Below are 25,881 nucleotides of genomic sequence, written 5' to 3' on the forward strand. Positions count from 1 at the left end.
AGCCGCGCACGGCGGGCCGGAGGGCCGGAAGGCACCCGGAGAAGGGGCCTTGGGCGCGTACCCGCCGGCGGCCGGCCCCCGACGGCGCGGGACCGGCTGCCACGGCGGGTCAGGCCCTGTTCCGGGGATCAGGCCTTGTTCTGCGAGGCCCAGAACTCGTCGAAGGTGAGCATGCCGTCACCGTTGGCGTCGTGGGCGTTGATGATCGCCTGCGCCACCGTCTCGGTGACGAAGGGGTCGCCCAGCTGGGCCATCGCGCTCTTGTACTCGTTGGCCGTGATCAGGCCGTCGCCGTTCTTGTCGAACCGCTCGAATGCCGTCCGCGCCGACTCGATGTCCGCCACTGTTCCGCCCCTTCGTGATGCCGAATGTCAGGGGTCAGATTATCGGGCCGTCCGGGTGACGTCGGCGGCGGCCGGACGGGCCGGTCCGGGGGCCCCTGGCCGAGGTCGCCGGGTCAGCCCACCAGCTCCGTGGCCGTCACCGCGCGCAGCCCGCGGCGGCCGATCTCGGCGAGCAGCAACGGCAGCGCGGCGACGGTGACCGGGCGGCCGAGACTCAGCTCCACCACCGATCCGTTGCGGAGTTCACCGGCGACCTTCCGGGTGACGGCGGCGACGTGGGTGGCCGCGTGGTCGAGCGACGCCACGTCACGGGCGAGGACATGGGGGTACCCGGCCCGCTGGGCGAGGCGCTGGACGAGCGGGGAGGCGTACGGGGTGGGCGAGGGGCGGAACCAGGTGCCGATGGACCCGGTGAGCCGGCGCAGCCGCCGGGCGCAGGCGGTGATCTCCTCGTACGCCGCGCGCTCGTCCAGCGCCGCGAGGTCGAGGTGGTGCTCGGTGTGGTTGCCGATCTCGTGGCCCCCGTCGAGGATCCGGCGGGCCAGTCCTGGGTGTTCGGCGAGCCAGGCCCCGACGGCGAGCACGGTGACGCGTGCCCCGGCCCGCTCGCACCGGGCGAGGGCGGTGCGGGCGAGGTCCGGGTCGCCCCGCCCCTCGAAGGTGAGGGCGACGCGGGGCCGGTCGCGGGGGCCGTGCGCGATCTGCACGGGCAGCCCGGGGAAGCGGCGCGGGGCGGGGGCGGCGGCCGGGCGGGCAGCGCGGGTGACGACGGCGGGCCCGGGGGCTCCGCCCGCCCCGTCGCCCCGGGCACAGCCGGCGGCGAGGGCGGCGGCCAGTGCCCCGGCCCCCGCGCCCAGCGCGTCGCGCCGGCCCATCGTGGCCCTGTGTCCGTCCATGCCCGACCACCTCGCGTTCCGCGGATTTCACCGGTCCCACCGGTTTCCGGGCCACAGTAGAGGCGAAATGGGCGTAATGAGGCGATTGAGATGTTCACCGGATGATCTATGAATCATTCAAGCGTCACCACAGGGATGCATGAAATGCCAGGCAAGTGATCGAGCCCACCTACGATTCAACCAACAGGCGCCTGCTTGGTCCTTAAATGTACCGATAAGTCGCTTTGGCACCGAGGTCGCCCGTCTGCCATAGTCGGGGCCACGACCCCCATCGACCCGGGCCAGGTCGTCACAAGCGGCCGTGAACACACCCCCCATGTCACGGCCCCCCACAGCAGCCCCCCGAGCGCCGCACCACGGCCGACCGGGGGCTTCTGTGTATCAGCGGTCGGAGATCCGCATCTCGAACCAGGTGGTCTTGCCGCGCGGCAGCAGGTCCACGCCCCAGCGGTCGGACAGCTTGTCGACGAGGAAGAGCCCCCGGCCACTGACGTCCATCTCGCGCACCGGCATCAGACAGGGGAGGCCGCGCGAGGGGTCACGCACCTCGATGCGGATCCAGCCCCGGCGGCGCACCATGCGTAACCCGAAGACCCGGGCCCCGGTGTGGCGCACCGCGTTGCCGACGAGCTCGGAGACGAGGAGCACCGCGTACTCGGCGGTCTGCGGCGAGAGGGCCCACTGCCGGAGCACGACACAGGAGGTGAGCCGACGGGCCGTCGCCGCCGACTCCGGGCGCGACGGCAGCCGGACTTCCTCCTCGGTCGGATTTCCGAACAACTCCAGCGCCTTGAACGCCTGTTCGTCATCCATGGTCGACGTCCAGCGCGCCGCGGTCGCGCTGCTGCGCGGTCGCGGCTGATCCACACCCTCCAGGCCCGCCATGCCCACCATCATGGCCGCACGGATCGCCCTCCGGGGCGGTTCCGCGGGAATCCGCTCCCCGGAACGACCCGTTCCGCAGCAGGCTCTCGGCATATGCCACTGGCAGACCAGCGCCCCGAACGGCCTCACTGAGCTGCGGCGATGCCCCGCCCGGCGAGAGTTGCCCGGCCGACGAGGACACCGGGCCTTAAGGTTGTCTTAAGGCCCGGATAATCCGCCCTGACGGATGAACTCCCCGCGCGGGACCGCCCGACCCGACTACCGGGCCACCCATTTCGACTATCGATCAGAGGAACGTGGCCTTGCCCGGCCCCTCCTCGACGAAGCTGCGCATGCCCCGCTCGCGGTCCTCGGTGGCGAACAGGCCGGAGAACCAGTTCCGTTCGATGGTGAGCCCGGTGTCGAGGTCCGTCTCCAGTCCGGCGTCCACCGACTCCTTCGCCGCGCGCAGCGCCAGCGCGGGCCCCTTGGCCAGCCTGGCGGCCCAGGCGAGCGCCTGCTCGTAGACCTCGGCGGCCGGGACCACCCGGTCGACCAGGCCCAGCGTCAGGGCCTCGTCCGCCTTGACCATGCGGCCGGTGAAGATGAGGTCCTTGGCCCGGGAGGGGCCGATCAGCCGGGCGAGCCGCTGGGTGCCGCCCGCGCCGGGAATCAGTCCGAGGAGGATCTCCGGCTGGCCGAGCTTGGCGTTGTCCGCGGCGATCCGGTAGTCGGCGCAGAGCGCCAGCTCGCAGCCGCCGCCGAGCGCGTAGCCGGTGACCGCGGCCACGACCGGCTTGGGGATGCGGGCGACGGCGGTGAAGGCGTCCTGGAGGCCCTTGGACCGCAGGATCATCGCCGCGTGGTCCATCGCCTGCATCTCCTTGATGTCCGCGCCCGCCGCGAACACCTTCTCGCCGCCGTAGAGGATCACGGCGCGCACGTCCTCGCGCCGGGTCGCCTCCTCGGCCAGCTCCCGCAGCCGGTCCTGGACCGCCACGTCCAGGGCGTTCATGGGCGGCCGGTCCAACCGGATCGTGCCGACGTCGTCGCGTACTTCGAGGCTCACAGTCATGCCGAGATGTTAACCACCGCTAACGCGGGCGGACCCGGTGCCGTTGGTCACAGCACCGGGTCCGCCGGGGTCACTACCAGGAGCGGAGGGAAGTCCTACTTCTTCCACTCCTCCCAGTCCATGTTCCAGCCGTTGAGGCCGTTGTCCGGCTGGATCTGCTTGTCCTGGGAGTTCTTCACGACGACCACGTCGCCGATCATCGACTTGTTGTAGAACCACGCCGCCGGCGTCTGGTTGTCGTAGCCGCCGCGCACATCGCGCAGACCGACACAGCCGTGGCTGGTGTTGGTGTTGCCGAAGATGGAGGACGCGCCCCAGTAGTTGCCGTGCAGGAAGGTGCCCGAGGTGGACAGCCGCAGGGCGTGCGGCACGTCCTTGATGTCGTACTCGCCGCCGAAGCCGACGGTGTCGCCGTTCATCCGGGTCACCTTGAGCTTCTCGCTGATGACCATCTGACCGTTGTACGTGGTCGTCGCCGGAGCACCCGCGGAGATCGGGATGTCCTTGATCTGCTTGCCGTCGCGGACCACCTTCATCCGCTTCGCGCTCGCGTCGACGGTGGAGACCTGGCTCCGGCCGATGGTGAACTTCACCGTCTTGGCCTGCTTGCCATAGACGCCCGGCCGGCCCTCGACGCCGTCGAGGTCCAGGTCGACGGTCACCTCGGTGCCCGCCGCCCAGTAGTCCTCCGGGCGGAAGTCGAGCCGGTCGTTGCCGAACCAGTGGCCCTCGATCTCGACGGCCGGCTCGGCCGTCACCTTGATCGCCCGCTCCACCGCGGCCGGGTCGGTGATGCCCCGGGTGAAGTGGATGGAGACCGGCATGCCGACCCCGACGGTCGAGCCGTCCTCCGGCGTGTACTGCCCGATGAAGGTGTTCTGCGGCACCAGCGTGGTGAAGGTGGTGTCCTTGGCCGACTCACGGCCCTCGGCGTCCTTGGCGACCGCGTGCACCGTGTACTTGGTGGCGGCGGCGAGGTGCCGCTCCGGCGCCCAGCTCGCCCCGTCGGCCGCGATCTCGCCCGCGACCTCGTTGCCCTTGGGGTCGGCGACCTTCACCGTGGTCAGCTTGCCCTGCGCGGCGCCGATCTTCAGCGCACCGCTGGTCGCCACGGACTCCGCACCGTCCTTCGGCGCGATGGTCACCACCGCCTGCGAGGCGGTCGTGTCCTCTTTCCCCGTACTGCCCGCCGGCTTGTCCTTGTCCCCCGGGGCGGCACCGCCGCCGCCGCACGCCGTCACCAGCAACAGCAGTGCTCCCAGAACCAGGGCCAGCAGCCCCGGTCCGCCGCGCCGCTTCCTGCCCGCCCCGGCCGATGCCCCCGATATCGGCTGCCCGTTCACTGTGGTCGTCTCCCCTCGCACGGCCTGGCACCGCCATGGCCCGCTCCCCCGCGCGCCGAACATGCGCGCCGCCGCAAGATAATCACATCGCGAGCGCGGCGAACTCCCTCCGGAATGTCACCGTTCCGTCCCAAGTGGTCCGGAGAGCTGCGCAGGTGGCGCGGGGTGCCGGGGCCGGCCGGGGCGTGAGGAGCGGCCGAGGGCCTCAGCGCAGGGCGGAGCCGGCCTTCCACTTCTTCCAGCCGAGGTTCCAGCCGCTGAGCCCGTTGTCCGGTGCGACCTTTTTGTCCTTGGAGTTGACCACCTCGACCACGTCGCCGATCAGGGTCCGGTCGAAGAACCAGCCGCCGGGGGTGGAGCCGCTGCCGCCCTTCGCGTCGCGCAGCCCGACGCAGCCGTGGCTGACGTTCTCCTCGCCGAAGACGGACTCGTCGGCCCAGTAGTTGCCGTGCAGGAAGGTCCCGGACTCGGTGAGCCGGATCGCGTGCGGCACGTCCTTGATGTCGTACTCGCCCTTGCCCTTCTTGTCCGTGAAGCCGACGGTGGCCCCGTCCATCCGGGTCACCTCGTGCATCTCGGTGACCACCATCCTCCCGTTGTACGTGGTCGTCTTCGGGGCCCCCGCGGTGATCGGGACCGTACTGACGAGCTCACCGTCCCGGCGGACCTCCATGGTCTTGGCCTCCGCGTCGACCCGGGAGATCTGGGAGCGGCCGACCGTGAAGACGACGGTCTTGTCCTGGCTGCCGTAGACCCCCGGAGCGCCCTCGACGTCGCGCAGTCCGACGTCGACGGTGACCTCGGTGCCGGGCTTCCAGTACGTCTTCGGCCGGAAGTCGAGCCGGTCCTTGCCGAACCAGTGGCCGGCGACCTCGACCACCGGATCGGACGTCACCCGGATGGCCTTCTCCACCGCCGCCCGGTCGGCGATCGGACGGTTGAAGGAGAAGGAGACGATCATGCCGGTGCCGACGGTGGACCGGTTCTCCGGTTTGAAGTAGCCGATGAAGCGGTGCTCGGGGACGAGGGTGGTGAAGGTGGCGTGCCGGGCGGAGCGGCGGCCCGCCGCGTCCACGGCCACCGCGTCGACGCTGTACTTCGCGGCGAGGGCGAGCCGGGCCACCCGGGGCTCCGGGGCCCAGGAGCGCCCGTCCTCGGCGATCCGCCCCGCCACCGTCTGCTGCTGCGCGTCCTCGATCCGCATCACCTTCACGCTCTCCAGCCGCCCGTCGGGGACCTTCACCGCGATCCGGGTCTCCTCGTCGACGTTCTTGGAGCCGTCCTCGGGGAAGACGCTGATCGCGTCGCCGGAGGACCGCGCCTTGCCGTTGAGCACGGCCTCCCGCGTCTCGGTGCAGCCGGTCAGGAGGGCCAGCACGGTCAGCAGTCCTGCCCAGGTCAGCACGGCGGCCGGGACGGCCCGTGCGCTCTTCGCTGTGTGGTTCACGCTCCCCCAACGACCAGGGCCGGTCGGGGGAAACGTGAGTGCGGGGCCACTGGTGGGCAGAACAGAGGGGAGGACTACCTGGAACGGGCCGCGGCCGGGACGCCGCGCGCCCCTTCTCCGGTGCCCGTCCCACGAGCCGCGGGAGGCTACACGGTGTCGAGCGCAGCCGATCAGGAGGCAGTACAGGATCCGGCGGGGGCGGCGGTGGGGTCCGGGGAGCCACCGGGACCGGCCGGGCCACCCGCCGTCGAGGACGCCTTGCGCGCGGAGGTCGCCCGGACGCGCCGGGCCGATCTCGCCGAGGCCGTGCGGGCGCGGGCCGGTGCTCCCGCCGTGTGGCCCGGGGCCCCGATGCCGCTGGGGGCCCGCTTCCGGGTCGGCCCGGACGGGGTGGCCGGGACCAACTTCGCGCTGTGGGCGGGCGGGGCCGAGGCCGTCGAGCTGTGCCTGTTCGACGAGCTGGGCGCGGAGACCCGCTGCCCGCTGACCGAGCTGACCCATGAGATCTGGCACGGCTTCGTCCCCGGGGTGCGGCCCGGTCAGCGCTACGGCTACCGGGTGCACGGCCGCTGGGACCCGTGGACGGGGGCCCGCTGGAACGCGGCGAAGCTGCTGCTGGATCCGTACGCCCGTGCGGTCGACGGGACCTTCGGTCTGCCGGCCGAGGTCTACGGCCATGTACGGGACTGGCCGGACCAGCATGTCGCCGACACCGTGCGCGACGACCGGGACTCGGCGCCCTTCGTGCCCAAGGGCGTGGTCGTCAACGATGACGACGACTGGGTGGAGGACCGCCGCCCCAAGACCCCGTGGGCCGACTCGGTCATCTACGAGCTGCACGTGCGCGGCTTCACCAAGCTGCACCCGGACATCCCGCCCGAGCTGCGCGGCACGTACGCCGGGCTCGCGCACCCGGCCGCCATCGAGCATCTGACGCGGCTCGGGGTGACCGCCGTCGAGCTGCTCCCGGTGCACCAGTTCGCCCACGAGGACCATCTGCTGCGGCGCGGGCTGCACAACCACTGGGGCTACAACTCCATCGGCTACTTCGCCCCGCACGCCGACTACTCCGCCTCCGGCACGGCGGGCCAGCAGGTCGGCGAGTTCAAGCGGATGGTGCACGCGCTGCACGACGCCGGGATCGAGGTGATCCTCGACGTCGTCTACAACCACACCGCGGAGGCGGGCGAGCTGGGCCCGATGCTGTCGCTGCGCGGTATCGACAACCGGGGCTACTACCGCCTCCAGAACGACCCCCGCCGCTACGCCGACTACACCGGCTGCGGCAACACCCTGCACGTGGTGCAGCCCCAGGTGCTGCGGCTCCTCACCGACTCGCTGCGCTACTGGGTCACCGAGATGGGCGTCGACGGATTCCGCTTCGACCTGGCGGCGGCGCTGGCCCGCTCGATGCACGACGTCGACATGCTCTCCCCGTTCCTCGCGGTGATCGCCCAGGACCCGGTGCTGCGCCGGGTCAAGCTCATCGCCGAGCCGTGGGACGTCGGCAACGGCGGCTATCAGGTCGGGGCCTTCCCGCCGCTGTGGACCGAGTGGAACGACCGCTACCGCGACGCGGTGCGCGACTTCTGGCGCGGCGCGCTCCCCGACGTACGGGATCTCGGCTACCGGCTGACCGGCTCCAGCGACCTGTACGCCTGGGGTGGCCGCCGCCCGTACGCCTCGGTCAACTTCGTCACCGCGCACGACGGCTTCACGCTGCGCGACCTGGTCAGCTACGAGCAGAAGCACAACGAGGCGAACGGGGAGGGCAACCGGGACGGGACGAGCGACAACCGGGCGTGGAACTGCGGGGCGGAGGGCGAGAGCGACGACCCGGAGATCAACGCGCTGCGCCGCCGTCAGCTCCGTAACCTGCTGACCACTCTGCTGCTGTCCACCGGGGTGCCGATGCTGGTGGCGGGCGACGAGATGGGCCGGACGCAGGGCGGCAACAACAACGCCTACTGCCAGGACAACGAGACCGGCTGGCTGGACTGGTCGCTCCTCGACCAGCCCGAGTGGCGGGAGCTGACCGAGCTGACGGCCCGGGTGCTGACGCTGCGCCGGACCCATCCGGTGCTGCGCCGGCGGGCGTTCTTCTCCGGCCGGGCGCAGGCCCCGGACGGGCTGCGGGACCTGGCGTGGTTCGCCCGGGACGGACGGGAGATGACGGAGGGCGACTGGTACGCCCCCGCCGCCACCCTCGGCCTCTACCTCTCCGGGCGGGACATCCCGGGCCGGGACGCGCGGGGCGAGCCGGTGACCGACGACAGCTTCCTGGCGGTGCTGCACGCGGGCGCGGAGCCGGTCGCCTTCGCGCTGCCGGGAGCGCCGTGGGCGGCCCGCTACGAACTGGTCCTGGACACCTCGCTGGAGGAGCAGGCCGAGGCTCCCGGCACGGTCCTCGACGGCGGAACGGAGGTGACGGTGCCGGCCCGCTCGGTGCTGCTGCTGCGGGTGGCGGCCTGAGCGGGGGCGCGGGGATCAGCCGAGGATGCCCCGGTCGTAGCCGACGGCGACGGCCGCGGCCCGGTCCTTGGCGCCCAGCTTGGCGAAGACATGGGTGAGATGGGTCTTCACGGTCGCCTCGCTGATGAACAGTTCGGCGGCGATCTCCCGGTTGGTGGTGCCCCGCGCCACCAGGGCCAGCACCTCGCGCTCGCGGGCCGACAGGGCGGCCCCGGCCGGATCGGCGGCGGGCGTGCGGACCCGGGTCATCAGCCGGGAGGCGACGGCGGGCGACAGGACGCTGCGCCCGTCGGCGGCGGCCCGGACGGCCGCGAACAGCTCCTCGCGCGGGGCGTCCTTCAGCAGATAGCCGGTCGCGCCCGCCTCGATCGCGGGCAGCGTGTCGGAGTCGGTGTCGTACGTGGTCAGCACCAGGACCCTCGAGCGCGCGCCGCGCCGGGTCAGCTCCGCGATGGCCGCCACTCCCCCGCCGCCGGGCATCCGCAGGTCCATCAGGACGACGTCGGGGTCGAGGCGCTCGACGACCGCGAGCGCGTCCACGCCGTTCGACGCCTCGCCGAGGACCTCGAATCCGGGGGCGGCGGCGAACATGCCGCGCAGCCCGTCGCGGACGACCGGGTGGTCGTCGACGACGACGAGGCTGACGGGGCGGGCTCGGGTCTCGGTCATGACGGCACCGTACGGGGGCGCACGGGTGCCTGGCCAGCGGCCGCCGCGGGGCTGTTCACGGGTGCTTGACCAGGGGAACCCGCGCCGAGACCGCCGTGCCGCCGCCCGGTTCCGACTCGACCACGACCGCGCCCGCGATGCGCTCCGCGCGGGCCCGCATGCCGCCGAGGCCGAACCCTCCCGTGCGGTCGGCCGGGGCGGCGGCCGCGGGGTCGAAGCCGCGGCCGTCGTCGCGTACGTCCAGGGTCAGTTCGTCGTCCATGAAGGACAGCGTCACCCCGACCCGCGAGGCCCCGGCGTGCCGCCCGGTGTTGGCGAGGGCCTCGCCCGCGATCCGCAGCAGGGTGGCGGCGATCTCGTCGTGGACCGGTTCGACCGTGCCGGTGACGGTGAAGTCGGCCCGGACGCGGTGCTGTTCGGCCCAGCCGGCCACCGTCTTCTCCAGCGCCCCGGCCAGTTCGTCGTGCTCCAGGGCGACGGGGGCCAGGTTGTGCACGGAGCGGCGGGCCTCGCCGAGGCTGTGCCGGGCGAGCGTGGCGGCCCGCTCCAGGTGGAGGCGGGCGGTGGCCGGGTCGCGCTCCGTGACGGAGGTGACGACCTGGAGCTGGGCGATGATCCCGGTGAGACCCTGGGCGAGGGTGTCGTGGATCTCGGCCGCGAGCCGGCGCCGCTCGTCGTCGACCCCGGCCTCGCGGGCCTGGACGAGGAGCTGGGTGTGCAGGGCCGCGTTCTCCGCCACGGCCTCCTCCAGCCGGAGGTTGGTGCGCTCCAGCTCGGCGATGGTCGCGACCTGGATCCGGGCCTTCTCCTCCTCGCGCATCCCCACGTGCCAGAAGAAGAGGGCGAGGGTGGCGTTGACGACGTACAGCGCGCCGAAGGCGACCCAGTTCGTCAAGGAGGCGGGCGGCAGGCCCCCGCTCTGCGAACCGGCCAGCGTGACGGCGGTGGTGAGCAGCGCGATCCGGACGGCGCGCCGGGGCAGCAGGGGTTCGACGTCGAAGTAGTTGAGCGCCGCGTAGATCGCGAAGAACGGGTTGAGCCAGGTCAGGGCGAAGGCGAGGACGGTCCTCACCGTGTAGTAGGCCACCCCGGCCGGGGCGCGCGGAGCGGTACGCGGGCGAGCCCGGCCCCACCAGATCTGCAGCCCGTATGCCGCCGCGGTCAGGACCCCGGCGGCGTACATCTCCGTACGGGTCATGACCAGGTCGGCGGCGACGCCCCCGACGAGGGCGGACAGCGTGAGGACGGCGTAGGGCCCGTACCGGTAGAACTGCTCCCAGCGGTCCTCGATCGTGCGGGGCATCGTCGCACCCGACGGGTACGGGGCGCGGGGCGGCGGCGTCATGCCGGCAGTCTCCGTCACTGCCACCGGAAGAGTCGAGCGGCGGCGGTGCCCAGAACCGCGGTCCACAGCGCGACGACCCCGAGGTACGCCCAGCTCGGCCAGTGGCCGGAGGCGGCCTGTTCCAGCGCCTGGGTGGCGGCCCCGAACGGGGTGATCGTCACGATGCGGCGCAGGATGTCGGGCATCGCCTGGACGGGCAGCCAGACCCCGGCGGTGAACATCATCACGAGGTAGGCGCCCGAGCCGACCGCGGTGGCCGCCTTCGCCGTCCGGGACAGGGCGCAGATCGTGGCGCCCAGGGTCAGCGCGGCGGCGACGGCGAGCAGCAGCGCCACCGCGAAGCCGGCGAGGTGTCCGGGCAGCGGGACCCCGTAGGCGATCCGGCCGATGACGGTGACCAGGAGCGCGGAGCCGAGGCAGGCCGTGCCGTGCAGCACGATCTGGGCGGTGAGCAGGGCCGAGGGCCGCACCGGGGTGGCGGACATCCGGCGCAGGATGCCGCGCTCGCGGTAGGAGGTGAGGACCGGCGGCATCGCCTGGATCCCCGCCGTGATCATGGCGAGCAGGATCGAGATGGGGACGTACAGGTCGATGACCCGCCGGCCGCCGAGGTCGTCCCGGGCCTCGCCGAAGGCGGGCACGAAGCCGAGGATCACCAGGAGGACGGAGGGGAAGGCGAAGACCCAGAACAGGCTGCCCGGTTCGCGGAGGAAGAGCCTGGTCTCGGCGATCAGGACGGCGGTCGCGGGACCGCTCCGCCGGGCGGTGCGGGGCCCGGGGGCGGTGGCCGGTGCGGCGGCGGTGGTGGTCTCGGTCCGCATGTCAGGCGTCCTGTCCGGTGAGGTCGAGGAAGGCTTCGTCGAGGCTGGTCTCGGTGATGCGCAGCCGCCGGGCGGTGACGCCGAGTTCGGCGAGCAGGGCGACGAACGGGGTGACCGTCTCGTCGGTGCCGTGCAGCGCGAGCGTCCCCTCGCGGTCGGGCGGGGTCAGGGACGCGACGCCGGGAAGCGCGGTGAGCCGGGTGAGCTCGGGGCCGGTGAGCGGCCGGGAGGGCCCGAAGGAGATGACGGTGGAGCCGGTGGCCTGCCGGATCAGGCCGGCCGGGGTGTCCAGGGCGACGACCTTGCCCCGGTCGATGACGGCGATCCGGTCGCAGAGGCGCTGGGCCTCCTCCATGAAGTGGGTGACGAGCAGGACGGTCACCCCGTCGTCGCGGATCTCCTCGATGAGCTTCCAGGTGTCGCGGCGGGCGCGCGGGTCGAGGCCGGTGGTCAGCTCGTCGAGCACGACGACCTTCGGATCGCCGATCAGGGCGAGCGCGATGAACAGGCGCTGCTTCTGGCCACCGGAGAGCTGGGCGAAACGGGCGCTGAGCCGGTCCGCCAGGCCGAGCCGGTCCGCGAGCGGCCGCCAGTCGGCGGGGGCCGGGTAGAAGGCGGTGTAGAGCTCCAGCGCCTCCCGTACGGTCAGTTTGGCCTGGAGCTCGCTCTCCTGGAGCTGGGCGCCGAGCAGGTGTGTCACCCGGTCGTGGTCGGCGACGGGGTCGAGCCCGGCGACCCTGATCGTGCCCGCGTCGGGGATGCGCAAGCCCTCCACGCATTCGACGGTGGTGGTCTTGCCCGCCCCGTTGGGGCCGAGGATGCCGAAGATCTCCCCCTCCTCGACGGAGAAGGAGACGCCGTCGACGACGTCGCGGCCCGCGTAGGTCTTGCGCACCCCGTTGACTTCGATGATTGCCATGTCCCCCAGGGTTCCGGCGGGCGGGCGCGGGCGGTATCCGCCGTCACGCTCGACGGCCCATCAGCCGATCGGTTGACCCGGGGTACGACCCCGGCGGCCGGTCGGGGACGCGGGGCGGTCCGGCCGAAATTGGGAGGACCGATGTCAGTGGTGAACCGTAGGGTCGGCCCTGATGCCCGAAAAGCCTGCAGAGCGCACGGACCGGTCCGCCGTGCGCTCCCTCCTGCGCCTGTGGCCCTATGTCCGACCTGTACGGGTGCGCCTGTTCAGCGCCGCCTTCGTGGCGATCCTGGCGTCCTGCCTGGGGCTGGTGATCCCGCTGGTCCTGAAGTGGATGGTGGACGGTCCCGTCGCCGACCGCGATCCGGGCGGGGTGTGGCTGGGGGCGCTGTATCTGCTGCTGCTGGGCATCGCGGAGGCGCTGCTGTTCGGGTTCCGGCGGTGGCTGGTGGCGCGCCCGCTGGCCGGGGTCGAGGCGTCGATGCGGGCGGATCTGTACCGCCATCTGCAACGGCTGCCGGTCGCCTTCCACGACCGCTGGGCCTCGGGTCAGCTGCTGTCGCGCGGGACGACGGATCTGATGCTGCTGCGGATGTTCCTGGCGTTCCCGCTGACCTTCCTGGTCGTCAACACGGCCACGATCCTGGTCGGGTTCGTCATCCTGTTCGCCCAGGACTGGACGCTCGGTCTGGTGCTGCTGGCGCCCGCGGTGCCGCTGGTGGTCCTGTGCTCGCTGTTCGAGACGAAGTACTCGGTGGTCGCGCGGCGGGCCCAGGACCAGGTCGGCGATCTCACCACGGTCGTCGAGGAGAGCGTGCTGGGCATCCGCATCGTCAAGGGCTTCGGCCGGCACCGCAGCCAGGCGCAGGCGTTCCGGGCGCTGTCGCACCGGCTGCGCACCACGGAGCTGGGCAAGGCCCGGCTGCTGGCCGGGATCTGGGCGCTGATCACCGCCATCCCGGAGCTGGCGATCGGCGCGGCGCTGGTCCTCGGCACCATCCAGGTGGCGGACGGGTCGCTGTCGGCGGGGACGCTGGTGGCGTTCCTGTCCACGGCGCTCGCCCTGCGCTGGCCGGTGGAGTCGATCGGCTTCCTGCTGGCGATGAGCCAGGAGTCGGCGACCGCCACCGACCGGTATTTCGAGGTGATGGACGTGGCGGAGGAGCCCGGGGCCCTCGCCGTCCGGAAGGACGCGCCGGCCACCGCCCCCGGCATGGTCTTCGAGGGCGTCGAGTTCCGCTACCCGGACGCGGATCCGGCGTCGCCGCCGGTCCTCGCCGGGATCGATCTGCACATCCGGCCCGGCGAGACGCTGGCCCTCGTCGGGGGCACGGGGTCGGGCAAGACGACGCTCACCGCCCTGGTGCCCCGGCTGCACGAGGCGACCGGCGGGCGGATCACGCTGGACGGCGAGGACATCGCCACGATGGAGCGCTCGCGGCTGCGGGAGCTGGTGTCGGTGGCGTTCGAGGAGCCGACGCTGTTCTCCGCGACGGTCGGCGAGAACGTGACGATGGGCGCGGCGGACGCGGACGAGCAGCAGGTCCGCCGGGCCCTGTCGGTGGCCCAGGCGGACTTCGTGCACCGGCTGCCGCGGGGTCTGGACACCGAGGTCGGCGAGCAGGGCCTGAGTCTCTCCGGCGGCCAGCGCCAGCGCCTGGCGCTGGCCCGCGCCGTGGTCGGACAGCCGCGCTTCCTGGTGCTGGACGATCCGCTCTCCGCGCTGGACGTGCACACCGAGACGCTGGTGGAGGCCGCGCTGCGGCAGGTCCTGGAGCGGACGACGGCGGTGGTCGTGGCGCACCGCCCCTCCACCGTGATGCTGGCCGACCGGGTGGCGCTGCTGTCCGGGGGCCGGATCGTCGCGGTCGGCACCCATCAGGAGCTGCTGCGCGACAGCGCGGAGTACGCGTGGCTGATGTCGGGCGCCGGGCACGGTCCCGCACACGACGGGAAGCCGCCCGCGGAACCGGGGAGCGCCCCCGTCCAGCAGGTCCCCGCCGAGGAGGGCAGTGCCCGATGACCACGACCACCGACGACGCCTCGCTCCCGACGGCCGACGACGACGGCCCGCCGAAGAGCACGGCCGCGCCCGAACGGCCGCTAGCCGACGACCCGTTCGACCAGGACGACCTTCCCGCGCCGCCCGGGGCGACGCGGGCGCTGCTGTTCTCCCTGCTGGCCCCGATGCGCGGCCGGGTCGCGCGGGCGGCCCTGCTCCTGCTGGTCCAGCAGATCGCGATGCAGGCGGGCCCGCTGCTGGTGGCGTACGCGATCGACAGCGGGGTTCCGGCGTTCCGGGACCACGACTACGGGCCGCTGATGGCGGTCGCCGTCGCCTACGCGCTGTGCTCCGTCGGCGCGGGCATCCTCCAGTACGGCTTCATCCGGGCCTCCGCACGGATCAATCAGGACGTGCTGCTCGATCTGCGCGGCCGGATCTTCCGGCACGCGCAGGCGCTCAGCGTCGACTTCCACGAGCGCTACACCTCGGGCCGGCTGATCTCGCGCTCCACGACGGATGTGGAGTCGCTGCGGGAGCTGCTGAGCGAGGGGCTCCAGGAACTGATCGGCGTGGTCCTGTCGTTCGTGTCGATCTCGCTGGTGCTGCTCTGGCTGGACCTGGGGATCGGCGCGATCGCCACGCTCTCCTTCGTACCGCTGTATCTGATGGTCCGGATGTACCGGCGGCGGGCGTCCGTCGCGTTCACGGCGCGGTCGACGGCCATCGCGGCGGTGATCGTGAAGTTCGCGGAGACGATGAACGGCATCCGCCCGGTCCAGGCGTTCCGCCGGGAGCGGAGCAACGACGCCGTGTTCGGCGCGCTGAACCGCCACCACGAGCGGCGGAACGGTGACGCGATCCTGGAGATGGCCCGCTATGTCGTCGGCTCGCGGCTGATCGCGAACACGGCGGTGGCCGGCATGGTCCTGTGGGGCGCCTACCGGGTGGCCGGGGGGACGCTGGCGCTCGGGGTGCTGGCGGCGGCGGTGCTGTATCTGCGCCGGCTGTACGACCCGATCGACCGGCTCGGGATGTTCCTCAACTCCTACGAGTCGGCGGCCGCCTCGCTGACGAAGATCGCCGGTCTGCTGGCCCAGACGCCGAACGTCCCGGAGACCGACCGCCCCAGGGAACTGCCGCCGCGCTCCGGTGAACTCCCGGGCCGGGACGTCACGTTCGACGCGGTGCGGTTCGCCTACCGTACGGGCGGCGAGGTGCTGCCCACCTTCGACCTGCATATCCCGGCGGGCCGCACGGTGGCGGTCGTCGGCTCGACGGGCGCGGGCAAGTCGACGCTCGCCAAGCTGCTGGCCCGGTTCTACGACCCGACCGAGGGCCGGGTCCTGCTGGACGGCACGGACCTGCGCGACCTGGACACCGCCGAGCTGCGCCGGGGCGTGGTGATGGTGACGCAGGAGGCGTTCCTGTTCTCCGGGACGGTCGCGGAGAACATCGCGATCGGCCGCCCGGACGCCACCCGCGAGGAGATCGAGCACGCCGCGAAGGCGATCGGCGCGCACGACTTCATCGCGGCCCTGCCGGACGGCTACGACACCGACGTACGCAAGCGGGGCGGGCGGATCTCGGCGGGCCAGCGGCAGTTGGTGGCCTTCGCCCGCGCCCTGCTGGCCAACCCGGCGGTGCTGATCCTGGACGAGGCGACCAGCTCCCTGGACATCCCCGGCGAGCGGGCCGTGCAACGGGCCATGGACACGGTGCTGCACGGCCGCACGGCGGTGGTGATCGCCCACCGGCTCTCCACGGTGGAGATCGCGGACCGGGTGCTGGTGATGGAGCACGGCCGGATCGTCGAGGACGGCGCGCCCGCCGAACTGATCGGTGGGACGGGGCGGTTCGCGGGGCTGCACCGGACGTGGAAGGACAGCCTGGCCTGAGAGCGGCGGCGCGGGCGAAGTCCGCCCAGGATCATGGAAGCGTCCCACCGCCGCGATCAGGAGCAGCGGTGTCCGTCGGGAACTCCCCCGTTGTCGGGGTGGTCGTACACGAGCGCGAGAGGCTTCCCCTGCCGCCAGTGCGCACACAGGTCCGCGGCTTGTCGGCGCTCCTCGTCCCGGTCTGCGGGCAGGGGCAGGTGCAGGGAGGTCAGCAGGTCGAAACGGTGCAGGTCGAAAGCGGCGGTAATGGCCTCCCCATAGGCGACCCCTGCGCGCACCGCTCCTTGGTAGGCGATCCAGGAGGCCGTGAGCGGCAGGAGCGCCAGCAACGGCCACCACCCCGCCCTCGCCAGCAGGATCAGGGTGACCAGACCGCTCCACAGGGTTGTGGCGGAGAGCCTGACGGCGGCGTCCAGGGTGTTGCGGCGGTCGTCCACGACCGCCTTCATCTGCTCGCCGAGCACCGGGTACAGCCGTGGCCAGGCCACCGGCGCGTCCCAGCCGTAGCCGCTGCCCGCCCGGCCTTCCATGGCCGCGAGCACGTTTCCCAGGGCGGTCGGAAGCAGCCGGTCGGCCGGGGGGAACAGCTCCCGCAGCCGCGCGCCCGCCACGCCCGCGGCCTGGATCCGGGCGTCGTCCGGCGCCCCGCCCGCCGGCTCCGAGGCGCGTGCCAGCCGTGCACGGCGCCGGCGCTGGCGCCGCAGCCCGAGCGCGGCCGGCAGGCGTACGGCAGCCGGCCAGTGACCCTCCAGCACACGCACCAGGGCGAGTTGAAGCGGGTGGGTCAGCAGAGCGGCCAAGGTGATGCCGAGAACGAGCAGAAGCCATTCCCCCGCGCGCAGCCTGGCTGCCGTACGCCATGCCGCGGAGAAGTCCACCTGCGCGCCGGGAGCGCCCGCCCACACCAGGACGAGAAGGAAGACCCCGAAGGCGAGCGTGGGTACATAACTGACGAGGAAGAAGCGCCCGGAGAAGACGTCCGCGGCGTTCTTGCCCAAGGCATCCGGCTTCATCCGGACAGCTCCAACTCCATGAGTCCGTGCGCCGGGCAGGAGGGCAGGTCGTCCTCGTCGACATGCACCCTCAGCACGGTGTGCGCGCAGTCCTGTCGGGAGCACCGGAAGCGCAGCAGTTCGTAGCGGGTGGACCGGCCGGGGAGAGACGCGTGGTCGGCGGCGCCCATGTCGCGCGAGACGCCGCTGCCGGGAAGCGCGGCGAGGCGCGTGCGGTCGGCACTGCCGATCGGTTCGCCGCCCAGCGTCACCACCACGCGGTCCAGGGCCGGATACGCTGCCATGACGGCGGAGAGCACAGCTGCCGCCTGGGTGGGGGCCGCACCCGACGGCAGCTCGACCACGGTGGCCGCGGGGCGCAGGTCCGTCGGGTCGACGACCAGTGCGAAGAAGGGGCTGGGGTCGTTCATGGCACTCCCTGGGAGATCTGTTCGGACGCGGCGCATCGCCGTTCACGGACCGAAATGCAGGTAACCGGCCCATCGGACGGGCTCCAGCGGAAAGCGCCGACGCATGTGCTCGGCGGCCTCGACGATCGCCTCGGCGGCACCCGTCCCGTTGCCGAGCGCACCGTAGAACTGCCGGGCGATGTCCACGGCGTGATCGTCCGTCACCGACCACAGGGTGCCCACCACCTCGCGGAAGCCGGCCAGTTGCAGTCCTGCGGCCACGTGCAGCGCCTCGTCCTGCAACGTGGCATCGCCCACCGCCGTGCTGCAGGCGGAGAGGAACGCGAGATCCGCGTGGGCCAGGCGCTGTCGGGCGATGTCGAGAACCGTCAGCGGCCCGTCGTGGAGTTGGAGGGAACTGCTGGACGGCAGGCCCTCCTGCCGCCCGCCGTGGCAGGCGAAGTGTGCCCTGGAGCAACGCTCCAGCCCCTCCCTCACCCGTCGGCGCGTAGCGTCCTCACCGACGAGCGTCGTCGATCCCAGACCGAGCCGGTCCGCGAGAACGGACGCCGCGGCCGTCGCCTCCTCGGCTGCATGCGCCAGCGGAGGATAGCCCGGTGTCGCGGGGGTGGCCACCGTCAGCACCCGTTCCTGCTGCCCTTCGGCCGCCGGTCCCGGCTCCCGCGTGCGGGCACGTCGCAGCCCCCGGACCGTGGACGTGTAGGAGGGGATCGTGCGCCGCAGCGAGCCGTCGTCCGTCCCGACGCCTCCCGGTGCGGCGGCGTGCAGGGGCAGCAGTGTGAGCGGGCCCGTGGGGCACCACCACACCCGCGGGCGTTCCGCGGGCCCCGCCCCGGCCCCGGGGTCCTCGACCGGCTCCGCGAACCCCAGGGCGTCCAGCACCGGACGGACCACCCTCTCCCAGAGCCAGTCGAGCGTGTCGGCGAGGACCATCTGAGCGTGTACATAGCCTTCCGCGGAGCTCCGGCCCGCTTCGAGTGCGCGCAGGGCGTCATGGAGCCCCTCGGCCCGTTCCGCGGCCTCCGCCAGGATCAGCCCCAGAGGGACGATCAGTGGTTCCCGTCGGCCGTGGCGGACGATCAACGCGTCGCAGCGGCGCGGGGCGAGGTTCACCAGGATCACGGGGCCGTCGGCCGCGGCCTCGGCCAGCTCGTCGTAGCCGACGCCGTGAAAGGGGCTCTCCCCGCGCAGCACCCCGGTGGCCCGCTCGACCAGAACGTCCCATCGCCGCCCGAGCAGGACCTGTTGGTCCACGGATGGTTGCCGCGCCGGTTCTTCGGGCCCGTGCCACGCCTGGCCCGCCGTAGCAGCCTCCAGCGCTGCTCCCACCTGCCTCAGTTCCGTCGCCAGCTCGGGATCGGCGTGGTCGAGCGGGGTGTCCTCGGCCCGGGATTCGAGCGACTGGGTCCAGAGCACGGACCTGCCCTGCTCCAGCAACTCCACGGCGCGCCTCCCTTCTCCCGCGTCGAGGGCGCACGCGGCGGCGCTGCGACCGGCACCGCTCCAGCCGACGAGCGAACGCTCCTGGTCCATGCGTGACAACCCGCGCCAGGCGACCTGTGAGAGCAGCTCGACCGTGCGCTCCCACCCGGGCAGCGCGGCGGCGGGACCGTCGAGCCGCTCCGTGAGCAGCGCGCTCCGCTCTGCCCCGACGATGCGGCGGGTCACGGCTCCGGTGGACGCCCCGGCGACCTCGGCATCGAGCCGTACGGCCTCGCGCAGCGCCGCCTCGTCCGCATGGCGCAGTCCGGTCTCGCGAAGGGCGGCCGCCAGTGCGTGCGCAGCGTCCAGACGGCCTTCGGCCGAGTTCCTCGGATCGTCGTGGACCTGACGCAGCAGAGAGAGCGCCTCCTCGGCCGGCTGCTCGTCACCGGTCCGGGCCCACCTCGTCAGAAGGGTGCTGGACAGGCTGGCGACGCGGCGAGCCCGGCCCGGGTGATCTGCCGCGGTGGCCCGCACGGCGGCGCGGTGGTGGGCCAACGCCTCCTCCAGCGTCTCCCGGCCGTGCCGATGGGCGATGGTGAGGCAGGAACCGAGGTTGAACAGGTACCGCGTGTGGTGGGGGTGCTCGGGCGGGACGGCGGCCACAGCACCTCGCAGCGCCTCCAGCGCCGCGTCCAGATCCGCTTCGCGGCGCAGAGCCTCGAAGCGGTAGCGATGCGCACCCCCGAGGTTGCTGAGCGCCACGCCGAGGCGCTCAGCTGCCGCGGCCCCTTCCAGGGCCCGCAACCCGGCGACGGCCGCCTCTCCCAAGGTGAGTGCTTCGTCCAGGTCCGAGACGGTGCCCAGCCGGTCGCATCGGGCGATGAGCTTGCTCACCAGGTTGTCGGCGAAGTGCAGCCCGTGCGCGCCGAGCTGGTCGCCGTTGTCCAGGGCGAGCGCATCGCGCATGGCGGCGACCGATGCGTCCAGGTCCTCATGGCTTCCGGTGGCTTCGGCGCGCAGCATGAGCGCGGAGGAGAGGTTGGAGAGCCCGTTCGCCTGCCGCAGGGGGTCGTTCTGGGCTGCCAGATAGTCGTGCTGCGCCGCGATGCTCTCGTCCAGGTCGCTCGCCAGGCCCGTGTACCCGTACCTCTCCAGGTGCGCCACTGCCGCCTCGCCCCGGAACTGCGCCTTGGCGGACCCCTCCTCGCTCCGCCCCGACGCGGCCCGCAGCGCGGCGACACAGCGGTCGAGGGCGGCCAGGGCGTGCGTAAGGGAGAACTGGTGGTGGGCCATCCGCGCCTGCCAGTGCAGCGGACCCAGCAGCGGGCCCGCCACTCTGTCGTCGGACCGGTCGATCCAGCCCGCCGCGGCGTCCCACAACCGCCCCAGCGTCGTGACGTCCTCGGGGCGCTCCGGGTCCAGGCTCAGCACCACTGCCTGCGCGGCAGAGGTGAGGTCGGACGCCAGTCCATCGAGCACGGCGCCCGGTAACACGCTCCCGTCGACGTCGACGGCCGCGGGCGCCGGCCAGATCCGCAGGGCGGCCAGGATGTCCTCGGCGCTGTCGTCCAGGCGGGCCCGCTCCGACAGCCCTGCGATCAGCAGATGGTCGGCGCCCTGCTCCCGGTCCTCCTCGCCGGTCTCCGCACGGCTCTGCGCGAGGTGCTCGATGGAGGCATCCAGGTCAGGGCGTTCCCCGAAGCTCCGGTACCGCTCGTACTCGGCGGCCCCGAGGCTGAACCGGAGGTGGGCCCGCAGCCCGGGGCCCGACCGTGCGGCCACGTGCGCGTAGCCGTCGACAGCGAGGTCCGCATGGACGCGGAGCCCCGAACGCCGACCGCGCTCCACGTGGTAGGCGCTCAGCAACATCATCAGGATGTGCGTCGACTCCTCATCCGGGGGCAGCTCCTCGACCAGGCCGGCCAGGACCTCGATGGCTCCGGTGAGTTCGTCCGCGGTCACCTCGCTCTCCCTGGTGAACCAGGCCGACATCATGGCCGGGAAGACGTCGATGACCTGCTGCCGGAGGCCGGACGCAGCACCCTCCTCCCGGTACGCCCGGAGCAGGAGCCCCATCATCAGAAACAGTTCACGTCGGCTGAAGCGGTCGTCGCGGAGGAACCGTCCGGCATGCGGCAGCCAGACGGCGACCACGCCGGTCCCCAGATCGCGCTGCTGCTCCTGCCCAGGCTCCACCGGGACGTCCGTCCACAGGCCGAGCAGGCCGCTCATGTCCTCGGCGTCCCCTGAGCTCAGGGTCAGTACGAGCATGAGGCTCGCGAGCCCCCTGTGCGTCACTCTGCGGGTCTCCGGGTCGGCCACCCGTCGCACCGCCGCACGCAGCGCGCAGGAGGTTCCGGTGAGGTCGCCGCTTTCCCGGGGACGTGCGTCCAACGCCTGGGCGAAGCGGGTTCTGGCCGCGGCGCCCCGTTCGGGGTCCTCCCGCCGGAAGTCGGCCACCAGCGCGAGGGCGCTCTCCTCGATCTCCCGGTACACATCCTGCCGCGCGGCTTCGCCGCCCCCCGTCGCCATGGCCCAAGTCTCTCAGGTCCCCGTCAACAGCGCTGTCGCGTCGGCTCCTTGGCCGAAAGGCCGAGGTTCGGCGACGGGCACGGCCGAAGGCGATGCCGAAGGCCCCGGCCCCCCGTGCGGCTCACCCCGGCAGCAGCCGCACCGCCGCGTCCCGCAGCCGGGTGCGCTCGGTGCTCATGAAGCGGTGCAGGGTCCGGGAGCCGAACGCGGTCCGCTGGGCGCTGCGGCGGCGTTCGCGGTCGTAGGCGCGCAGGGCCCCGGCGACGCCGGCCGGGCCCGGGGGCGCGGCGGCGAGCGCGCGGGTCAGGGCGTCCGCGTCCAGGATCGCGGTGCAGGCGCCCTGGCCCAGGTTGGGCGTCATGGCGTGGGCCGCGTCGCCGACCAGGGCCACGGGGGCGGGCCGGGCGTCGGTGGCGGACGAGGAGGCGGGCCGGGCGTCGGTGGAGACGAACGAGGGCAGCGCCGGGTGGAGGTGGCGCAGCTCGTAGCGGATCCACCCGGCCGGGTCGCTCTCGTTCAGGATGCGGGGGATCGGGTCGTGCCAGTCGGCGAAGAAGCCGCCCAGTTCCTCGGCGGTGGTGGCCTCGGGCACGGTGGCGTACCAGTTGGTGCGGCCCGGCTCGACCGGGGTCAGTCCGAAGAAGCGGCCGCTGCCCCAGGTCTCGCCGTGCACCGGGCTCTCGAAGTCGGCGATGCCGATCCAGGCGACGGTGCCGATCCGGCGCGGGCCGCTGCGGTCGCCGAAGCGGGCGGTGCGGACGGCGCTGCGGATGCCGTCGGCGCCGATCACCAGGTCCGCTCCGGCGGCGAGGGCGTCCACGTCGGTGACCCGCTCGCCGAGTTTGAGCGGGACGTCGCCGAAGGCCTCGATGGAGGCGAGCAGGGCGTCGAGCAGGTAGGGGCGGGAGATGAGGAGTTCGGGTCGTCCCGCCCTGCGTTCGATGCGCTCCAGCGGGAGGCGGGCGATGGTCGTGCCGTCCGGGGTGCGGATGTGCGCGTCGCGGTAGGGGACGGCGTCCTCGCGCAGCGCGTCGCCGACGCCGAGCCGGTCGAGCGCGGACTGTGCGGTGGGGTGGATGCCGAAGGCCGCACCGTACCGCTCCAGTTCGGTGCGCCGCTCCAGCACCGTCACGCTCCAGCCCGCGCGGCGGAGCCCGATCGCGGTCGCCAGACCGCCGATGCCCGCGCCGACCACGGTCGCCGTTCCTGTCATGTCGCACTCCCGGAGCTCGTCCGGCCGCACGGGCCGGGCCATGAAGGGACTACCACATCCGTGGTACCACAGCTGGGGTAACATCGGCAAGGAAGGACAGCGGGGACGGCAGCGGTACGGGAGTGGGGAGCGCGGGTGAATCCGGACCGGCGGGACCGGCTGCGGGACGCGGCCATCGAGGTGCTGGCCCGGGACGGCGGGCGCGGGCTGACCCACCGGGCCGTGGACCGGGCCGCCGAGGTGCCGCCGGGCACCGCGAAGAACTACTTCCCGACCCGGGACGCGGTGCTCCGCGCGGTGGCGGAGCGCTGCCTGGAGCAGTACCTCGCGCTCACCGGACAGCTGGCCGCGACTCCCGGGCCGGCGGACCGCGAAGAGCTGACGGCCCTCTTCCGCTCGCTCCTGGAGAACGTGGCGGGGCCGGGCCGCTCCCGACTGCTGGCGGTGCTGGAGCTCCAGGCGGAGGCGACCCGGCGCCCCTGGCTCTCCGGCATCCTCGATCCGATGGCGAGCGGGGACTTCGCGGGCTTCGAGCTGGCCCAGCGCGCCGCCGGACTGCCCGTCACCCCGCAGCGGGCCGCCGTCGTCACCCTCGCGCTGCACGCGGCGATCCCGCATCTGCTGACGAACGGCCCCGGCACGCTCGCGGCGGCGGGACTGGACGACCCGGACCGCTTCGTGCGCGACCTCCTGGACGCGGTGTACCCGCCGGACGCAACCTCCTGAGCGCACGGACGCGAGCGCCCGAACATCCCGGCCGGCCCGTTGCCGCATCCTGACGGACCGGCACATTCCGATGTGCGGATCTGGCCAGAACCCGACGCTGTCTCAACAGGCGGTCATCACACCTCTTCCCGCCCGCGAGGACCCGGTGACCTTCGCGCATGAAACCTGTGACCACCCTGTGAATACCGGGCTCTGCAACGCCCGGTAACACGGTGGCAATGATCGGTGAAACGTCCGCTTAACGAACATGACCTTTCCGGCAACGAACGAAAACCGGCCAAGTTGTTGACGCGGTCCTGACAGACACGGTCATCTGCTGACACTCTTCACCCCGTTCTGCGCACCGCCTGCACCGTCCGGACGGCCCGTCCAGCGCCGCCGGTACCCCCCTCGCAGAAGGAGTCCGCGTGAGATCCACGCCCAGCCGTCGCGCCACCGCGACCGGCGCTCTGATAGCCGCAGCAGCCCTCATAGCCGTCGCCATTCCGTCCGGCGCCGCGACCGCCACCTCCGCTCCCGCCTCGGCCCCGCTCGGCGGCATCACCGCCGGCACCAAGGCCGACCCGGGCGCCCTGCCCGCCAAGCTCTCCCCCGCCCAGCGCGCCGAGCTGCTCCGCGAGGCCAACGCCACCAAGGCGGCCACCGCCAAGTCGCTCGGCCTCGGGTCCACCGAGAAGCTCGTGGTCCGCGATGTCGTCCAGGACCGCGACGGCACCACGCACACCCGCTACGAGCGCACCCTGGACGGGCTCCCCGTCCTCGGCGGCGACCTCGTGGTCAAGGAGTCGGCGGCCGGGGCGACCCAGAGCGTCAGCAAGGCGTCGAAGGCGACCAGCGCGCAGCTGAAGGCCGTCGGCCTCACCGCCGACGTGGCCCCGGCCGCAGCCGAGAAGCAGGCGCTCGGCGCGGCGAAGGCCGAGGGGTCCGAGGCGAAGAAGCCCAGTGAGGCCCCGCGCAAGGTGGTCTGGCTGGGCAGCGGCTCCCCGCAGCTCGCGTACGAGACCGTGGTCGGCGGGCTCCAGCACGACGGCACCCCGAACGAGCTGCACGTGGTCACCGACGCCGCCTCCGGCGAGCAGCTCTACACGTGGCAGGCCGTCCACAACGGCACGGGCAACACGCAGTACAACGGCCAGGTCACCCTGGGCACCGCGCCCTCGTACACCCTGACCGACACCACGCGCGGCAACCACAAGACGTACAACCTGAACCGGGGCAGCTCCGGCACCGGCACGCTGTTCTCCGGCCCGGACGACGTCTGGGGCGACGGCACTCCGCAGAACGCCGAGACGGCCGGCGCGGACGCCCACTACGGCGCGGCCGAGACGTGGGACTACTTCAAGAACGTGCACGGCCGCTCCGGCATCCGCGGTGACGGCGTCGGCGCGTACTCCCGCGTCCACTACGGCAACAACTACGTCAACGCGTTCTGGCAGGACAGCTGCTTCTGCATGACGTACGGCGACGGCAGCGGCAACGTCAAGCCGCTGACCTCGCTCGACGTGGCCGCGCACGAGATGTCGCACGGCGTGACCTCGGTCACCGCCGGGCTGGTCTACAGCGGCGAGTCCGGCGGCCTCAACGAGGCCACCTCCGACATCTTCGCGGCGGGCGTGGAGTTCTACTCCAACACCACGCAGGACCCGGGCGACTACCTGGTCGGCGAGAAGATCGACATCAACGGCGACGGCACCCCGCTGCGCTACATGGACAAGCCCTCCAGGGACGGCGCGTCCAAGGACTACTGGTACTCGGGCATCGGCAACGTCGACGTCCACTACTCCTCGGGTCCGGCGAACCACTGGTTCTACCTGCTCTCCGAGGGCAGCGGCGCCAAGACCGTCAACGGCGTCAACTACGACTCGCCGACCTCCGACGGCCTCCCGGTGACCGGCATCGGCCGGGACAAGGCGCTGCAGATCTGGTTCAAGGCGCTCACCACCAAGTTCACCTCGACGACCAACTACGCCGCTGCCCGCACCGGCACGCTCGCGGTCGCCAGTGAGCTGTACGGGGCCACCAGCCCCGAGTACGCGGCCGTGGCCCACGCCTGGGCCGGCATCAACGTGGGCGCCCGCCCCGGCGGCGGCGACCCGGACCCGGGCGGCAAGGTGTTCGAGAACACCACCGCGGTCACCATCCCGGACGCCGGTGCGGCCGTCACCAGCTCGGTCACCGTCTCCGGCGTGACCGGCAACGCGCCGAGCACCCTCAAGGCCGACGTGAACATCACGCACACCTGGCGCGGTGACCTGGTCGTCGACCTGGTGGCCCCGGACGGCACGGCCTACCGGCTGAAGAACTCCTCCTCCGGCGACTCCGCGGACAACGTGGTGGCGACCTACACGGTCAACGCCTCGTCCGAGGTGGCCAACGGGGTCTGGAAGCTCCGCGTCCAGGACGTCGCACGCCAGGACACCGGACGGATCAACAGCTTCAAGCTCACCTTCTGATCCACCCGTGACGA

At 72.6% G+C, this 25,881-nt stretch carries 19 protein-coding genes; 5 read left to right on the forward strand and 14 right to left on the reverse strand.

What is annotated here, in order from left to right:
• Positions 1 to 128: 128 nt before the first annotated feature.
• From ACH4UK_RS08400 to ACH4UK_RS08425, 6 genes are all read right to left on the reverse strand, one after another.
• Positions 129 to 344 carry an EF-hand domain-containing protein gene (locus tag ACH4UK_RS08400; RefSeq protein ID WP_398355236.1) on the reverse strand — a complete coding sequence of 72 codons (216 nt, stop codon included), beginning with the start codon at positions 342 to 344 and terminating at the stop codon, positions 129 to 131.
• A gap of 113 nt (positions 345 to 457) precedes the next feature.
• On the reverse strand, positions 458 to 1,240 hold the full coding sequence (locus ACH4UK_RS08405) for a polysaccharide deacetylase family protein (protein ID WP_398355237.1): 783 nt from the start codon (positions 1,238 to 1,240) through the stop codon (positions 458 to 460).
• Positions 1,241 to 1,621: 381 nt separating this feature from the next.
• Positions 1,622 to 2,137: an ATP-binding protein gene (locus tag ACH4UK_RS08410; RefSeq protein ID WP_398355238.1), complete on the reverse strand. Its 516-nt coding sequence runs from the start codon at positions 2,135 to 2,137 to the stop codon at positions 1,622 to 1,624.
• A 274-nt stretch (positions 2,138 to 2,411) separates the two neighbouring features.
• Positions 2,412 to 3,179, reverse strand: coding sequence for an enoyl-CoA hydratase/isomerase family protein (locus tag ACH4UK_RS08415; protein ID WP_398355240.1), 768 nt, complete (start codon positions 3,177 to 3,179; stop codon positions 2,412 to 2,414).
• A 95-nt stretch (positions 3,180 to 3,274) separates the two neighbouring features.
• Entirely contained in the window at positions 3,275 to 4,522 is a 1,248-nt protein-coding gene (locus ACH4UK_RS08420; protein WP_398355241.1) for an Ig-like domain-containing protein, read from the reverse strand.
• 205 nt (positions 4,523 to 4,727) lie between these two features.
• Positions 4,728 to 5,969: an Ig-like domain-containing protein gene (locus ACH4UK_RS08425; protein WP_398355242.1), complete on the reverse strand. Its 1,242-nt coding sequence runs from the start codon at positions 5,967 to 5,969 to the stop codon at positions 4,728 to 4,730.
• A 153-nt stretch (positions 5,970 to 6,122) separates the two neighbouring features.
• Here ACH4UK_RS08425 and glgX point away from each other — a divergent pair, with 153 nt between their 5' ends.
• Entirely contained in the window at positions 6,123 to 8,441 is a 2,319-nt protein-coding gene (gene glgX / locus ACH4UK_RS08430; RefSeq protein ID WP_398355243.1) for a glycogen debranching protein GlgX, read from the forward strand.
• Positions 8,442 to 8,456: 15 nt separating this feature from the next.
• Here glgX and ACH4UK_RS08435 read toward each other — a convergent pair whose 3' ends face one another.
• The 4 genes from ACH4UK_RS08435 to ACH4UK_RS08450 are packed head-to-tail and all read right to left on the reverse strand — an operon-like array spanning position 8,457 to position 12,195.
• Positions 8,457 to 9,110 (reverse strand): response regulator, encoded by a 654-nt coding sequence (locus ACH4UK_RS08435; protein ID WP_398355244.1) that lies wholly within the window; start codon positions 9,108 to 9,110, stop codon positions 8,457 to 8,459.
• Positions 9,111 to 9,165: 55 nt separating this feature from the next.
• Positions 9,166 to 10,455: a histidine kinase gene (locus ACH4UK_RS08440; protein WP_398355245.1), complete on the reverse strand. Its 1,290-nt coding sequence runs from the start codon at positions 10,453 to 10,455 to the stop codon at positions 9,166 to 9,168.
• Between the two features lie 14 nt (positions 10,456 to 10,469).
• Positions 10,470 to 11,276, reverse strand: a complete 807-nt coding sequence (locus ACH4UK_RS08445; protein WP_398355246.1) for an ABC transporter permease — start codon at positions 11,274 to 11,276, stop codon at positions 10,470 to 10,472.
• A 1-nt stretch (position 11,277) separates the two neighbouring features.
• Positions 11,278 to 12,195 (reverse strand): ABC transporter ATP-binding protein, encoded by a 918-nt coding sequence (locus ACH4UK_RS08450; RefSeq protein ID WP_398355247.1) that lies wholly within the window; start codon positions 12,193 to 12,195, stop codon positions 11,278 to 11,280.
• Between the two features lie 172 nt (positions 12,196 to 12,367).
• Between ACH4UK_RS08450 and ACH4UK_RS08455 the strand changes: the two genes are divergently transcribed.
• The gene (locus ACH4UK_RS08455) at positions 12,368 to 14,218 is read left to right on the forward strand and encodes an ABC transporter ATP-binding protein (protein WP_398355248.1); all 1,851 of its coding nucleotides are present in this window, start codon (positions 12,368 to 12,370) and stop codon (positions 14,216 to 14,218) included.
• Complete coding sequence (locus tag ACH4UK_RS08460; protein WP_398355250.1) at positions 14,215 to 16,095, forward strand: ABC transporter ATP-binding protein; 1,881 nt, start codon at positions 14,215 to 14,217, stop codon at positions 16,093 to 16,095. The genes ACH4UK_RS08455 and ACH4UK_RS08460 overlap by 4 nt, the downstream gene beginning before the upstream one ends.
• A gap of 56 nt (positions 16,096 to 16,151) precedes the next feature.
• On the opposite strand, the gene ACH4UK_RS08465 is transcribed toward ACH4UK_RS08460, so the two are convergent.
• The 4 genes from ACH4UK_RS08465 to ACH4UK_RS08480 all read right to left on the reverse strand — a co-directional run bounded on the left by ACH4UK_RS08465 (position 16,152) and on the right by ACH4UK_RS08480 (position 22,688).
• Entirely contained in the window at positions 16,152 to 17,108 is a 957-nt protein-coding gene (locus tag ACH4UK_RS08465; RefSeq protein ID WP_398355251.1) for a hypothetical protein, read from the reverse strand.
• Positions 17,105 to 17,518, reverse strand: coding sequence for a hypothetical protein (locus ACH4UK_RS08470; RefSeq protein WP_398355253.1), 414 nt, complete (start codon positions 17,516 to 17,518; stop codon positions 17,105 to 17,107). The genes ACH4UK_RS08465 and ACH4UK_RS08470 overlap by 4 nt, the downstream gene beginning before the upstream one ends.
• Before the next feature lie 42 nt (positions 17,519 to 17,560).
• Positions 17,561 to 21,475: a CHAT domain-containing protein gene (locus ACH4UK_RS08475; protein WP_398355254.1), complete on the reverse strand. Its 3,915-nt coding sequence runs from the start codon at positions 21,473 to 21,475 to the stop codon at positions 17,561 to 17,563.
• A 121-nt stretch (positions 21,476 to 21,596) separates the two neighbouring features.
• Positions 21,597 to 22,688, reverse strand: coding sequence for an FAD-dependent oxidoreductase (locus ACH4UK_RS08480; protein WP_398355255.1), 1,092 nt, complete (start codon positions 22,686 to 22,688; stop codon positions 21,597 to 21,599).
• A 135-nt stretch (positions 22,689 to 22,823) separates the two neighbouring features.
• Here ACH4UK_RS08480 and ACH4UK_RS08485 point away from each other — a divergent pair, with 135 nt between their 5' ends.
• Positions 22,824 to 23,414, forward strand: coding sequence for a TetR/AcrR family transcriptional regulator (locus ACH4UK_RS08485; protein ID WP_398355256.1), 591 nt, complete (start codon positions 22,824 to 22,826; stop codon positions 23,412 to 23,414).
• A gap of 407 nt (positions 23,415 to 23,821) precedes the next feature.
• The gene (locus tag ACH4UK_RS08490; protein ID WP_398355257.1) at positions 23,822 to 25,867 is read left to right on the forward strand and encodes a M4 family metallopeptidase; all 2,046 of its coding nucleotides are present in this window, start codon (positions 23,822 to 23,824) and stop codon (positions 25,865 to 25,867) included.
• Positions 25,868 to 25,881 lie beyond the last annotated feature (14 nt).

It is taken from the genome of Streptomyces sp. NPDC020884, assembly GCF_044333935.1.
Classification (GTDB): Bacteria; Actinomycetota; Actinomycetes; order Streptomycetales; family Streptomycetaceae; genus Streptomyces.

Excerpts from the sequence above, each read along its gene's own strand:
- ACH4UK_RS08410 (WP_398355238.1), bottom strand. The coding sequence starts at position 2,137 with ATGATGGTGGGCATGGCGGGCCTGGAGGGTGTGGATCAGCCGCGACCG.
- ACH4UK_RS08480 (WP_398355255.1), bottom strand. The coding sequence starts at position 22,688 with ATGACAGGAACGGCGACCGTGGTCGGCGCGGGCATCGGCGGTCTGGCG.
- ACH4UK_RS08405 (WP_398355237.1), bottom strand. The coding sequence starts at position 1,240 with ATGGACGGACACAGGGCCACGATGGGCCGGCGCGACGCGCTGGGCGCG.
- ACH4UK_RS08415 (WP_398355240.1), bottom strand. The coding sequence starts at position 3,179 with ATGACTGTGAGCCTCGAAGTACGCGACGACGTCGGCACGATCCGGTTG.
- ACH4UK_RS08445 (WP_398355246.1), bottom strand. The coding sequence starts at position 11,276 with ATGCGGACCGAGACCACCACCGCCGCCGCACCGGCCACCGCCCCCGGG.
- ACH4UK_RS08450 (WP_398355247.1), bottom strand. The coding sequence starts at position 12,195 with ATGGCAATCATCGAAGTCAACGGGGTGCGCAAGACCTACGCGGGCCGC.
- ACH4UK_RS08470 (WP_398355253.1), bottom strand. The coding sequence starts at position 17,518 with ATGAACGACCCCAGCCCCTTCTTCGCACTGGTCGTCGACCCGACGGAC.
- ACH4UK_RS08440 (WP_398355245.1), bottom strand. The coding sequence starts at position 10,455 with ATGACGCCGCCGCCCCGCGCCCCGTACCCGTCGGGTGCGACGATGCCC.
- ACH4UK_RS08475 (WP_398355254.1), bottom strand. The coding sequence starts at position 21,475 with ATGGCGACGGGGGGCGGCGAAGCCGCGCGGCAGGATGTGTACCGGGAG.
- ACH4UK_RS08460 (WP_398355250.1), top strand. The coding sequence starts at position 14,215 with ATGACCACGACCACCGACGACGCCTCGCTCCCGACGGCCGACGACGAC.
- ACH4UK_RS08465 (WP_398355251.1), bottom strand. The coding sequence starts at position 17,108 with ATGAAGCCGGATGCCTTGGGCAAGAACGCCGCGGACGTCTTCTCCGGG.
- ACH4UK_RS08435 (WP_398355244.1), bottom strand. The coding sequence starts at position 9,110 with ATGACCGAGACCCGAGCCCGCCCCGTCAGCCTCGTCGTCGTCGACGAC.
- ACH4UK_RS08455 (WP_398355248.1), top strand. The coding sequence starts at position 12,368 with ATGCCCGAAAAGCCTGCAGAGCGCACGGACCGGTCCGCCGTGCGCTCC.